Source organism: Kitasatospora sp. NPDC057015 (genome assembly GCF_042673745.1).
Classification (GTDB): domain Bacteria; phylum Actinomycetota; class Actinomycetes; order Streptomycetales; family Streptomycetaceae; genus Kitasatospora.
In genome coordinates this window covers 74,684-87,439 of record NZ_JBHUSG010000034.1, presented here as the reverse complement: position 1 = coordinate 87,439, position 12,756 = coordinate 74,684, and the positions used below count along the sequence as shown (strand labels likewise).

Sequence of the window (12,756 nt, the reverse complement as noted above, 5' to 3'; positions counted from 1 at the left end):
TCTCCGGCGGACGCGAAGGGGCCCGGCGGAGCTGATGCTCCGTCGGGCCCCTTCGGGTGGTGCGTCGGTTCGGTTCGGTGGCGCGCCGGTTCAGAGACGCGCCGGTTCAGAGACGCGTCGGTTCAGGAGACGACGGTGACCTCGCCGATCCCGAGCTTGCGGACCGGGTCGGCGATCACCGCGGCGTCGCCGACCAGGACGGTGACCAGGCGCTCCGGCGGGAACGCGGCCACCACGGCCTCGGTGGCCGCGGCGGTGCCGAGTTCGGCGAGCCGGCGGTAGACCTCGGCCTGGTAGTCGTCCGGCAGGTCCTGCTCGACCTGGTCGGCGAGGGTGCCGGCGACGGAGCCCGCGGTCTCGTACTTCAGCGGGGCGACGCCGACCAGGAACTGGACGGCCTCCTCGCGCTCGGCGTCGGTGAGGCCCTCGGCGGCGAGGGTGCGCAGGATCGTCCAGGTGTCGGCGAGCGCCGGGGCGGTGGAGGCGGTGTCCACCGAGCCGCTGATGGCGAGCATCGCGCGGCCGGAGCCGTCCGCGGCGGAGCGCAGCGGCTGGGCGAAGGCACGGACACCGTAGGTGTAGCCCTTCTCCTCGCGCAGGACGCGGTCGAGGCGGGAGGTGAGGGTGCCGCCCAGGCAGTAGGTGCCGAGGATCTGCGCGGCCCAGGTGTCGTCGTGGCGGTCGGGGCCGATCCGGCCGATGAGCAGCTGGGTCTGGACGGATCCGGGCCGGTCCACGATGACGACGCGGCCGGTGTCGTCGGCGGTGACCGGGGCGTGCGCGCTGGGCTCCGCCGCCGAGCCGGTCCAGGTGCCGAGGGTGCTTTCGAGCAGGGCGGGCAGGTCGGTGCCGGTGAGGTCGCCGACCAGCACGACGGTGGTGGTGGCGGGGCGCACGTGCGCGTCGTAGAACGCCTGCACGGCCGCCCGGTCGATGCTCTTGACGGTGTCGGCGGTGCCGCCGCGGGGGCGGGAGAGCCGGTCGGCGGCGTCGAAGAGTTCGGCGTAGAGGGCCTTGGCGGCGCGGCGGGACGGGTTGGCCTGCTCGTGGACGATCTCGTCGAGCCGGTTGGCGACGAGGCGCTCGATCTCGTTCGCGGGCAGGGCCGGGGCGCGCAGGGCGTCGGCGAGCAGGGTCAGTCCGCGCTGCAGGCGGGAGGCCGGGACCTCCAGGGAGACCCTGATGTCGGCGTGGTCGGCGTGCGCGTCGAGGGTGGCGCCGGCCCGCTCCAGCTCGGCGGCGAACTCCTCCGCGGTGAGGGTGTCGGTGCCCTCGTTGAGGGCGCGGGCGAGGATGCCGGCGACCCCGTCGAGGCCCTCGGGCTCGGCGGCGAGCGGGGCGTCCAGGAGGACGTCGACGGCGACCAGCTGCTGGCCGGGGCGGTCGCAGTGGAGGACGGTGATGCCGTTGGCGAGGGTGGTGCGGTCGGGCCGGGGGAACGCCCACGGGGTGGGGGTGCCGGGCTGGGGCTGCGGGTGGAAGGTCATGGCGGGGGTGGGGTCGGTGCTCATGCGGCCGTCTCCTCGTCGGTGTCGTCGGCGGTCGCGTCGTCGGTGCCGTCGGTGTCGTCGGTGGGCTCGTACACCAGGACGGCGCGGTTGTCGGGGTGCAGGCGGGCCGCGGCCAGGGCCTTGACCTCCTCGGCGGTGATGTCGAGGACCTTGGGGAGGGCGTCGTTCAGCAGCTTCGGGTCGCCGAACAGGACGGCGTAGCGGCAGAGTTCGTCGGCGCGGCCGGCGACGGTGGTGAGCCGGTCGAGCCACTCGCGCTCGATCTGGGCCTGGGCCCGTTCGAGCTCCTCCGGGGTGGGGCCCTCCGCGGCGAAGCGGGCGAGCTCCTCGTCGACGGCGCTCTCGATCTGGTCGATGGTGGCGTCGCCGGAGGTCTTCACGTCGAGCCAGCCGAGCGAGGGGGCGCCGGCCAGGCGCAGCAGGCCGAAGCCGGCGACGACGGCGGTGCGGTCGTGGCGCACCAGGCGGTTGTAGAGGCGGCTGGACTCGCCGCTGCCGAGGATGGTGAGGGCCAGGTCGGCGGCGTCGGCCTCGCGGGTGCCGTCGTGCGGGAGCCGGTAGGCGGCCATCAGGGCGCGGGAGGGGACGTCCTCCTGGACGAGTTCGCGGCTCTCGGCGCCGATCGTGTCGGGCAGGCTGCCGTCGCGCGGGGGCTGCTTGCCGTCGTGGGCGGGGATGGTGCCGAAGTACTTCTCGACCCAGGCGACGGTCTGCTCGGGGTCGATGTCGCCGACGACCGACAGGACGGCGTTGTTGGGCGCGTAGTAGGTGCGGAAGAACGCGCGGGCGTCCTCCAGCGTGGCGGCGTCCAGGTCGGCCATCGAGCCGATGGGGGTGTGGTGGTACGGGTGGCCGTCCGGGAAGGAGAGCGCGGTGAGCTTCTCGAAGGCGGTGCCGTACGGCACGTTGTCGTAGCGCTGGCGGCGCTCGTTCTTGACGACGTCGCGCTGGTTCTCCATCGAGGCGTCGTCGAGGGCGGAGAGCAGCGAGCCCATCCGGTCGGCTTCGAGCCAGAGCGCGAGTTCGAGCTGGTGCGCGGGCATGGTCTCGAAGTAGTTGGTGCGCTCGAAGCTGGTGGTGCCGTTGAGCGAGCCGCCGGCGCCCTGGACGAGTTCGAAGTGCCCGTTGTTGGAGACGTTGGCGGAACCCTGGAACATCAGGTGCTCGAAGAGGTGGGCGAGACCCGTGCGGCCCTTGACCTCGTGGCGGGAGCCGACGTCGTACCAGAGGCAGACGGCGGCGACCGGGGTGAGGTGGTCCTCGGAGAGGACGACCCGCAGGCCGTTGGCCAGGCGGTGTTCGGTGATGGCGATGGCAGCGCCAGTGCCTCCGGTGGAGGCGGCTGCGGGGGCCGGGTTGGCCATGCGCTCGGGTCCTTCCCGTCGTCTAGGGTCGGGGGGTTCGTTGGGCGTCCCCCATTGTGGTGCAACGCGTGGGAGCCGTGGTTGTGTCCGCGCGGGGCGGGCGTTCGCCACGGGCGGAAGCGCGGCGGCGCGGGTGGCGGCCGGGTGGGGTGGCGGCCCTTGGCGGGGTCTGTCGGCCGTAGGGTTCACAATGGGGGCGCCGAACGACTGACCGGGAGTGGCCCGGGGGCGCCGCCCGGTCCGCCGGAACGGCGCCGTCCACGCAGTACCGACGCAGTCCGCAGTGCACAGAGAGCAGTCCCAGAGCACAGCGCCGCCCCGGGCCCACGGACCGGAGCGGCAGACGAAGCCGACAGACGCAAGGGAGCCCCGCCGCGATGGCCCGCCGCAGTTCGCCTACCCCGCCGCCCGGAGATTTCGAGGAGCGGATCCTCGACGTCGATGTCGTGGACGAGATGCAGGGCTCCTTCCTGGAGTACGCCTACTCGGTGATCTACTCGCGTGCGCTGCCGGACGCGCGGGACGGTCTGAAGCCGGTGCACCGGCGGATCCTCTACCAGGCCAACGAGATGGGCCTGCGTCCGGACCGCGCGCACGTGAAGTGCGCGCGCGTGGTGGGCGAGGTGATGGGCCGGCTGCACCCGCACGGTGACGCGTCCATCTACGACTCGGTCGTGCGGATGGCGCAGCCGTTCTCGATGCGGCTGCCGCTGATCGACGGTCACGGGAACTTCGGTTCGCTGGGCAACGACGACCCGCCGGCGGCGATGCGGTACACCGAGTCGCGGCTGACCGCGGCGTCGATGGCGCTGGTGGAGTCGATCCACGAGGACACCGTCGACTTCGGGCCGAACTACGACGGCAGCGAGCAGGAGCCGTCGGTGCTGCCGGCGGCGTTCCCGAACCTGCTGGTGAACGGCACGTCCGGGATCGCGGTCGGGATGGCGACGAACATGCCGCCGCACAACCTGGCCGAGGTGGTGGCCGCGGCCCGGCATCTGATCAAGCATCCGACGGCGGACCTCGACACCCTGATGCGCTTCGTGCCGGGCCCGGACCTGCCGACGGGCGGGCGGATCGTCGGCCTGTCGGGGATCCGGGACGCGTACGAGAGCGGCCGCGGCACCTTCAAGATCCGGGCCACCACCACGGTGGAGAACGTCACCGCGCGCCGCAAGGGCATCGTGGTGACGGAACTGCCGTACACGGTGGGCCCGGAGAAGGTGATCGCCAAGATCAAGGACCTGGTCAACGCGAAGAAGCTGCAGGGCATCGCGGACGTCAAGGACCTCACCGACCGCGAGCACGGGCTGCGGCTGGTGATCGAGGTGAAGAACGGGTTCGTGCCGGAGGCGCTGCTGGAGCAGCTCTACAAGCTGACGCCGATGGAGGAGACCTTCGGCATCAACAACGTGGCGCTGGTGGACGGCCAGCCGCTGACGCTGGGCCTGAAGGAACTGCTGGAGGTCTACGTCGACCACCGCTTCGAGGTGGTGCGCCGGCGCAGCGACTTCCGGCGGCGCAAGCGTCAGGAGCGGCTGCACCTGGTCGAGGGGCTGCTGGTCGCCCTGCTGGACATCGACGAGGTCATCGCGATCATCCGGTCGAGCGAGAACGCCACCCAGGCGAAGGAGCGGCTGATCGAGCGCTTCTCGCTGTCGGAGACGCAGACCTCGTACATCCTGGACACGCCGCTGCGGCGGCTGACCCGGTTCGACCGGGTGGAGCTGGAGAGCGAGCAGGCCAAGCTGAACAGCGAGATCGCGGAGCTGACCGCGATCCTGGACTCGGACACCAAGCTGCGCGGGGTGGTCTCCGCCGAGCTGGCCGCGGTGTCCAAGCAGTTCGGCACCGAGCGCCGGACGGTGCTGCTGGAAGCGGGTGCGGTGCCGACCGCGGCGCTGTCGGTGCCGTTGGAGGTGGCGGACGACCCGTGCCGGGTGCTGCTCTCCTCGACGGGCCTGCTGGCGCGGACGGCGGACGGGGAGCCGCTGGAGCCGGCCGAGTCCCGGGGCCGGCACGACGTGATCGTCTCGGCGGTGCCGGCGACGGCGCGGGCCGACGTCGGTGTGGTGACCTCGGCCGGGCGGGTGCTGCGCCTGCCGGTGATCGACCTGCCCGGGCTGCCGCCGACGCCTTCGCCGACCCTGGCGGGTGGCGCGCAGGTGTCGGAGTTCCTGCGGTTGGAGGCCGGTGAGCGGGCGATCGCGTTGACCACGCTGGACGAGTCCTCGCCGGGCCTGGCGCTGGGCACCGTGCAGGGCGTGGTGAAGCGGGTGGTGCCGGAGTGGCCGGCGAACAAGGACGAGTTCGAGGTGATCGCCCTCAAGGAGGGTGACGAGCTGGTCGGCGCGGTGGAGCTGCGGACCGGCGACGAGGACCTGGTCTTCGTCACCTCGGACGCCCAGTTGCTGCGCTACCCGGCGGGCCAGGTCCGTCCGCAGGGCCGGCCGGCGGGCGGCATGGCGGGCGTGAAGCTGACGGACGGGGCGCGGGTGCTGTCGTTCACGGCGGTGGATCCGGCGGCGGACGCGGTGGTGGTCACGGTGGCCGGTGCCTCGGGCACGCTGACGGGCGAGGCCCAGAGCAGCTGGAAGGTCACCCCGTTCGAGCAGTATCCGCGCAAGGGCCGGGCGACGGGCGGCGTGCGCTGCCAGCGGTTCCTGCGCGGCGAGGACGCGTTGGCGTTCGCCTGGGTCGGTGCGGCGCCGGCCCGGGCGGCGACGGAGAAGGGCGTGCCGGTGGAGCTGCCGGAGCGCGACCCGCGCCGGGACGGCTCCGGACTGCCGGTGACGACGCCGATCGCGGCGGTGGCCGGGCCGGCGTGACGGTCGCGCGGGCGAACGTCACGCGGGCTAGCGGCCGCGCAGGCGTAACGGCCTCGCGGTAGCTGGGGACGAGGACGAGGGAGGGGCGCTGTCCGGCGCCCCTCCCTCGGCCGTCTCCGGCCTCGCCTCCGGCCGGCCGCGCGTCCCCGGGGCGTGCGGGGGCGGGGCGTGCGGGGGCAGGAGTGCGGGGGCAGGAGTGCGAACCGCTCGTACGCGGGTCCGCGCCGGCGGGCGCAGGTAGGCTCGGCCGGGTGAGCACCTGTGCGACGGCGTCGCTTGAACTGTCGGAGCCGCTGGCCGCCACCGCCGCGGTCGCGATGACCTGGCTGCTGGTCGAGCAGACCGGGCCGTGGGGCGCCAAGGCCCTCACCGAAAGCCACCTCGACCCCTCGCTGGGCCGGGCCCTGGACGCCGCCTGCGAGGGCACGGGCGTGCGGGTGGCGCTGATCCGGCGGCCCGGGCGGCACGCCGACCACCTGCCGGCCAGCGGGCGCGAGGTGATCGTCGCGCACACGGTGCCGGGTCGGTCGTGGGTCCGGCGCGGCTCGGTGGCGGACCCGGCCGAGCTGCTGGCCCTGGACTTCGGCGCGCTCGGGGCCGGGTTGCACCAGGGCTTCGGCGCCGAGCACGTGGGCGGACCGCTGGCCCTGGTGTGCACCAACGGTCGGCGGGACCGCTGCTGCGCGCTGCTGGGGCGCCCGCTCGCCGCCGAGCTGGCCGCGGCCGGGCACAGCGAGGTGTGGGAGGTCACCCACCTGGGCGGCCACCGCTTCTCCCCCACCATGCTGGTGCTCCCCCACGGCTACGCGTACGGGCGGCTCACCCCGGAGAGCGCCAAGGAGGTACTGGCGGCGACCGCCTCCGGCCACATGGTGCCGGAGTGGTCGCGCGGCTGCTCCGGGTGGGACCGGCCGGGCCAGGCCGCCGAGCAGGCGGTGCGGGAGGCGACCGGGGAGACCCGGGTGGACGTGCTGACGCTGACGCAGCAGCCGGCCGGCGAGGGGCGCTGGCTGGTCGGCGTCCGGCACGCGGACGGCCGGGGCTGGGAGGTCGAGGTGGTCCGGGGGGCGAGCGAGCCGCCGCGTCCGGAGAGCTGCGGCAAGGCCGCGGCGACGCCGGCCCGGATGGACGTGACGGCGCTGCGCCGGCTGTGACGGCGCCAACTGTGAGGGCGTGACCGCCGGGGCGCACGGCGGCGGTCCCGGCACAGATGGGGCGTGCGAGGCCGCTGGGACGGCTGTGGCGGCCCCCGCGCCCACTGTCCGGGGGTGCGGGGGCCGCCACGCGGGCGCGCGCCGAGGGGGGCGGCGTGGCGGCCGCGGTGCGCGCCGGGGTCGGCGGGCCCTGGGGCCCGCCGGGGCGGGGTGGATCAGCGGGGTGGATCAGCGGAGTGGACCAGCCGGCCCGGCCGGCGGTCCAGCCGGTCCGGCGGGGTCAGCCGGTCGCGGCCTTGGCGACGAACTCGGTGGTGTAGGTCTTCGCCAGGTCGATCGAGGACTCCTTGCCCTGGACGTCCGGGTGGAAGGCGGCGAGCACCGCGAGCACCGTCTTCGGGCCGTCCGCGGGCATCACCCCGTCCGTGGTGAACATCGGCAGGGTCGCCTTGATCGCGGCCGCGTACTGCTCGGCGCCGCCCTGGCCGTAGTCGGCGGGCATCTTGGCGGCGATCTCCTCCGGCGCGTGGGTGGACATCCACTTCAGCGTCTTCACGAACGCGTTGGCGAGCTTCTGGGTGGTGTCCTTGTTCTTCTCGACCCAGTCGGTGTTCATGTAGAGCGAGGAGGAGGGGTACAGGCCGCCGAGCGCGGCCCGCGAGCCCTCCGGGGTCCGCATGTCGTACAGCACCTTGCCGATGTCCTTGGCCAGGATGTTGGCCACGGTCGGGTCGGTGGTCATGCCGGCGTCGATGCTGCCCTGCTGGAGCGCGGCGATGAAGGTCTGGCCGGCGCCGACCGCGATCGGGCTGAACTCGCTGACGGCCACCCCGTTCTTGACGGCCAGGTACTTGGTGAGGAAGTCGGTGGAGGAGCCGAGGCTGGTGACGCCGAGCTTCCTGCCCTTGAAGTCGGCGCCCGACTTCACGGCGTCCGCCTGCTTGCTGGACACCACCTCGACCTCGCCGGGGGCCTGCGAGAACTGGACCACCGACTCGACGGACTTGCCCTTGGCCTGGAGGTCGATGGTGTGGTCGTAGAAGCCGACCGCACCCTGGACGTCGCCGGCGAGCAGCGCGGTGGTGGCGTTGACACCCGCGGGCTCGCTCATCAGCTCGACGTTGACGCCGGCCTCGGCGAAGTACCCGAGGCGCTGGGTGAGCATGGCGGGCAGGTAGATGACCTTGTCCAGGCCACCGACCATGATCTTGACCTTGGGGCCCTCGACGGCCGGCCCGGCGGGCGCGGCACCGCTGTGGGAGGTGGAGGCGGCGTCGTTGGCACAGGCGGTGAGGGAGGCGAGCAGCGCGGCGGCGACGGCGGCTACGACGGTTCTGCGCATGAGGTGGGGGCCTCTTTCTGCATCTGCGGTCGGGGCGAAGGAGGGGGTGGGGGTGGGGGTGGGGGTGGGGGCGAGGTCAGCGGCCATCGCCGGCGTCCGCCGGCTTCCAGCGGAAGAGCCGCTTCTCGGCGAAGGTGAGCACGCCCTCGGTGAGCAGGGCGACCACCGCCAGGATGGTCATGGCGGCGTACACGCCGGCCGCGTTGAAGGTGCCCTGGGCGGCGGCGACGAGCAGGCCGAGGCCCTTGGTGGCGCCGATGTACTCCCCGACGATGGCGCCGATCAGCGCGAAGCCGAAGCTGACGTGCAGGCTGGTGAAGATCCAGGTGGTGGCGGCCGGGATCACCACCTGCAGGGTGACCTTCCGGTTGTTCGCGCCCAGGATCCGGGCGTTGGCCACCAGGTTGCGGTCCACCTCCCGGGCGCCCTGGAAGGCGTTGAAGAAGACCGGGAAGAACACCAGGACGACGGCGGAGGCCACCTTGGAGGCCGGGCCGAGCCCGAACCAGATCAGGAAGATCGGCGCCAGCACGATCCGGGGGATCGCGTTGAGCACCTTGATGTACGGGCCGAGCACGTCCGACAGGAACCGGACGCGGCCGAGGGCGATGCCCAGCAGCACGCCGCCGACGACGCCGATCACCCAGCCGGTCAGGGCCTCGTAGAGGGTGTACGCGATCTGCTCGCCGAGCGAGCCCTGAGCGGTGCCGTGGGTGATCCAGAGCCAGATCTGGTTCCAGATCCTCGACGGCTGGGAGAAGTTGAAGGGATCGATGACCGCGCTGCGCGCGCAGACCTCCCAGAGTCCGAGGAAGGCCGCCAGTACCAGCACCCGGGCCCCGTACACGGTGAACTTCCGGTTGCGGGCGGCGCGTTCACGGGCCTCGGTCCGGGTGGCCGGCTGCTCGGGGGCGGTGGCCACGGCCGTCGCGGGGGCGGCCCCGGCGGCTGCGGCGGCCTCGGGCGACAACGTGCGGTCAAGCGGCATTGCCCGCTCCTCTCTCGCGGGTGATGCGGACCTCTTCGCCGAGGGACGCCCAGATTTCGCGGTAGATCTCGATGAACCGGGGCTCCAGCCGGACGGCCTCCACCGTGCGCGGACGCGGCAGGTCGACGGTGAAGACCTCCTTGACGGTGGCCGGCCCGGCCGTCATCACGACGACCCGGTCGGCGAGGGCGATGGCCTCGTCCAGGTCGTGGGTGACGAAGACGACCGAGGAGCCGGTGCCGGCCCACAGGTCCAGCAGCTGGTCGGACATCAGCGCCCGGGTCTGGACGTCCAGCGCCGAGAAGGGCTCGTCCATCAGCAGGATCTTCGGGTCGTTGACGAAGGTCTGGGCGAGCGCGACGCGCTTGCGCATGCCCCCCGACAGCTGGTGGGGGTAGCGGTCCTCGAAGGCGGCCAGACCCACCCGGGCCAGCCAGTCGCGGGCCCGCTCCCGGGCCTCCGCGGCGGGCACCCCGCGAAAGCGCGGGCCGGCCATCACGTTGGACAGCACGGTGCGCCAGGGGAACACCGCGTCCTGCTGGAACACGAAGCCGACCTCGTCGCCGATCCCCTCGACCGGCCGTCCCTGTACCCGCACCTCCCCCTCGGTGGGCTCCTCCAGACCGCTGACCAGGGTCAGCGTGGTCGACTTGCCGCAGCCGGTGGGGCCGACCACGGCGACGAACTCACCCTGGGCGACGGTGAGGTCCAGATCGCGGACGGCGGTGTGCAGGGCCCCGGAGGGCGTCCTGAACCGCTTGGTCGCGTTGACCAGTTCGATCGCGGGGACGGTGGTGACCGGTCCGCCCGGCCGCTCCGGGGCGCTGGTCCCCCCTCCGGTGACCGGCTTGCCTTGCTCGCTCATGAGACCTCCGAGGTCCGGCTCCGTCGCCGGGTTCTGTGCTGTGCTCCGGAGGTTAGGAGTGGCGCGGGTCACGGCGGGAGCCTTGTCGGCGTACTGCGGCTTCCGCGCGTTGAGGGGTGTTCTGCTCGTTTTGCTTCCGCTACAACAGCGGGGGCGCAGCTGACAGAAACACTTCGGAAACGTATGGTTTGCCGACCCGACCCCGCCGCCAGGACCGGCCCTGACCTGCCCCGACCCCAGCGGCCGACCCGACCGCAGTCGCCGCCGCCCGGTCCGCCCCCGCCGACCCAGCCCGCACCCGCCCACACCCGCCCGGCCCAGCCCGGCCCAGCCGCCGGAAGGAGCACCCGATGAAGCGCCCGCACTGGCCCCGCCGGGTCTTCGCCCAGCTGCTGCTGAGCCAGACCGTCGTCACCGTGGGCGTCACCGCCGTGACGGCGGGGCTGTTCCTCGCCCCGGTCAGCTCGGAACTGGACCGCGACGCCATGCAGCGGGCGCTGTCCATCGCCCAGTCCACCGCCGCCGACGAGGGCATCGCCCGGGCCGCCGCGGCCCGGGACTCCGGCGCCGCCCAGCAGGACGCCGAGCAGATCCGGCTGGCCACCGGGGCCAGCTTCGTGGTGATCACCGACCTGGACGGCATCCGGCTCTCGCACACCGACCCCGGACGGATCGGCCAGCGGGTCAGCACCGACCCCGAGCCCGCGCTCAGCGGGCGCAGCGTCACCGCGATCCAGGAGGGCACGCTGGGCCGCACCGCGCGCGGCAAGGTCCCGCTGCGCCTCTCCGACGGCCGGATCGTCGGCGAGGTGTCGGTGGGGATCAGCGACGACTCGATCCGCCGGCGGATGCTGGGCATGGTCGCGGGCATCCTGCTCTGCGCCGGGGCCGGCCTCGCGGCGGGCCTGGCGGCGACCCTGGTACTGGCCCGCCGGCTGAAGCGGCGCACCCACAACATCGCGCTCGCCGACATCTCGGCGCTGCTGGTGGAGCGGGAGGCGATGCTGCACGGCATCCGCGAGGGCATGGTGGCGCTGGACCGCCGCGGGCGGATCCGGCTGGCCAACGACGAGGCCGTCAGGCTGCTCGCCCTGCCGGCCGACTGCGTCGGACGCCCCGTGGACGAGGTCCTCCCACCGGGCCGGCTGGCCGACGTGCTGACCGGGCGGACCGAGGGCAGCGACCTGCCGGCCGTCCAGGGCGACCGGGTGCTGGTGGTGAACCGGACGACCACCGAACAGGACGGCGCGGTGGTCACGCTGCGCGACCGCACCGAGCTGGAGTCCCTGGTGCGGGAGCTGGACACCACCCGCAGCCTCACCGAGGCCCTCCGGGCGCAGGACCACGAGCACGCCAACCGGATGCACACCCTGCTCGGCCTGCTGGAGCTCGGCCGCCACGATCAGGCGGTGGCGTTCATCTCCGAGCAGTCCGGCTCGCACGCGGCCGTCACCGCCAAGATCGCCGAGCAGGTGCAGGACCCGCACGTGGCGGCCCTGCTGGCGGGCAAGGCCGCGGTGGCCGCCGAGCGCGGCGTCCGGCTCACGATCACACCCGCCAGCCACCTGCCGGACGCGGCCCTGGACCCCCGGGCGCTGGTCACCGTGCTCGGCAACCTGGTCGACAACGCGGTGGACTCGCTCGGCTCCGCCGGCTCGCCCGTGGGCGGGAGGATCGAGGTGACCCTGCTGTCCGCCGGCTCGACCCTGCTGCTGGGCGTCGAGGACAGCGGCCCGGGGGTGCCCGAGGAGCTGCGGATCCGGATCTTCGACGAGGGCTGGACCAGCAAGGACGCCCCCGCGCACCGCCCGCGCGGCCTCGGCCTGGCGATGGTGCGGCGGCTGGCCGAACGCGCCGGCGGCCGGATCGCGGTCGACCGCGGCCCGCTCGGCGGCGCCCGGTTCACCGTCGAACTGCCGGAGGCCCTGCACCCCGCGGCCCTCGCGGAGGCAGCCGTGGAACTCACCCTGGAGGTGGCGCCGTGATCGACGTCCTGGTGGTGGACGACGACTTCCGGGTCGCCGACGTGCACGCCGCGTACGCGGCCAAGGTGCCCGGGTTCCGGGTGGTCGGCACCGCGCACAGCGCGGCCGAGGCGCTGGCCGCGCTGGAGCGCCGGCCGGTGGATCTCCTCCTGCTCGACCACCACCTCCCGGACGCGACGGGCCTCGAACTGGTCCGCCGGATGCGCGAGCGGCAGATCGGCTGCGACGTGATGATGGTCACCGCCGCCCGCGACGTCTCGACCGTGCACGCGGCGATGCAGCACGGCGCGCTGCAGTACCTGGTGAAGCCGTTCACCTTCGCCGGGCTGCGCGAGAAGCTCGTCGCGTACGCCGACCTGCGGCACGCCCTGGCCGGGCCGGCCGCCCGCGAGGCCTGCCAGGACGAGGTCGACCGGATGTTCGCCACCCTGCGCAGCGCCGCCTCCCCGATGGCGACCCTGCCCAAGGGTCACTCCGCGCCGACCACCGAACTGGTGCTGGGCGAACTGCGCCGCGCCGGGCGTCCGCTGTCGGCCCAGGAGGTCGCCGACGCCACCGGTCTGAGCCGCTCCACCGCCCAGCGGTACCTGAAGCAGCTGGAGCGGGACAGCCGGCTGCGGCTGAGCCTGCGCTACGGCGACACCGGCCGGCCCGAGCACCGCTACGTGCTGCCCGCCGAACGCCGCTGAGGGCGGCAGCGGCCGGCCGGGCGGCAGTCG

The 12,756-nt window shown here is 73.7% G+C and carries 9 protein-coding genes; 4 read left to right on the top strand and 5 right to left on the bottom strand.

Features of this window, described 5'->3' with window-relative positions:
- Positions 1 to 122: 122 nt before the first annotated feature.
- On the bottom strand, positions 123 to 1,487 hold the full coding sequence (locus ACFTWP_RS27335) for a M16 family metallopeptidase (protein ID WP_380267559.1): 1,365 nt from the start codon (positions 1,485 to 1,487) through the stop codon (positions 123 to 125).
- A 20-nt stretch (positions 1,488 to 1,507) separates the two neighbouring features.
- Positions 1,508 to 2,875, bottom strand: coding sequence for a M16 family metallopeptidase (locus ACFTWP_RS27330; RefSeq protein WP_380267531.1), 1,368 nt, complete (start codon positions 2,873 to 2,875; stop codon positions 1,508 to 1,510).
- A gap of 377 nt (positions 2,876 to 3,252) precedes the next feature.
- Here ACFTWP_RS27330 and ACFTWP_RS27325 point away from each other — a divergent pair, with 377 nt between their 5' ends.
- The gene (locus tag ACFTWP_RS27325; RefSeq protein ID WP_380267529.1) at positions 3,253 to 5,703 is read left to right on the top strand and encodes a DNA topoisomerase (ATP-hydrolyzing) subunit A; all 2,451 of its coding nucleotides are present in this window, start codon (positions 3,253 to 3,255) and stop codon (positions 5,701 to 5,703) included.
- A 251-nt stretch (positions 5,704 to 5,954) separates the two neighbouring features.
- A complete protein-coding gene (locus tag ACFTWP_RS27320; protein ID WP_380267528.1) occupies positions 5,955 to 6,857 on the top strand; it encodes a sucrase ferredoxin in 903 nt (300 codons plus the stop codon).
- A gap of 280 nt (positions 6,858 to 7,137) precedes the next feature.
- Here the strand turns inward: ACFTWP_RS27320 and ACFTWP_RS27315 are convergent, their stop codons facing one another.
- The 3 genes from ACFTWP_RS27315 to ACFTWP_RS27305 form a co-directional block, all read right to left on the bottom strand.
- Entirely contained in the window at positions 7,138 to 8,199 is a 1,062-nt protein-coding gene (locus ACFTWP_RS27315; protein WP_380267527.1) for an ABC transporter substrate-binding protein, read from the bottom strand.
- 76 nt (positions 8,200 to 8,275) lie between these two features.
- Positions 8,276 to 9,187 carry an ABC transporter permease gene (locus ACFTWP_RS27310; protein ID WP_380267526.1) on the bottom strand — a complete coding sequence of 304 codons (912 nt, stop codon included), beginning with the start codon at positions 9,185 to 9,187 and terminating at the stop codon, positions 8,276 to 8,278.
- Positions 9,177 to 10,052, bottom strand: a complete 876-nt coding sequence (locus ACFTWP_RS27305) for an ABC transporter ATP-binding protein (RefSeq protein ID WP_380267525.1) — start codon at positions 10,050 to 10,052, stop codon at positions 9,177 to 9,179. Before ACFTWP_RS27305 ends, ACFTWP_RS27310 begins: the two co-directional genes overlap by 11 nt.
- A 350-nt stretch (positions 10,053 to 10,402) precedes the next feature.
- Between ACFTWP_RS27305 and ACFTWP_RS27300 the strand changes: the two genes are divergently transcribed.
- Positions 10,403 to 12,037, top strand: coding sequence for an ATP-binding protein (locus ACFTWP_RS27300; RefSeq protein ID WP_380267524.1), 1,635 nt, complete (start codon positions 10,403 to 10,405; stop codon positions 12,035 to 12,037).
- Positions 12,034 to 12,726 carry a response regulator gene (locus ACFTWP_RS27295; RefSeq protein WP_380267523.1) on the top strand — a complete coding sequence of 231 codons (693 nt, stop codon included), beginning with the start codon at positions 12,034 to 12,036 and terminating at the stop codon, positions 12,724 to 12,726. The genes ACFTWP_RS27300 and ACFTWP_RS27295 overlap by 4 nt, the downstream gene beginning before the upstream one ends.
- Positions 12,727 to 12,756 lie beyond the last annotated feature (30 nt).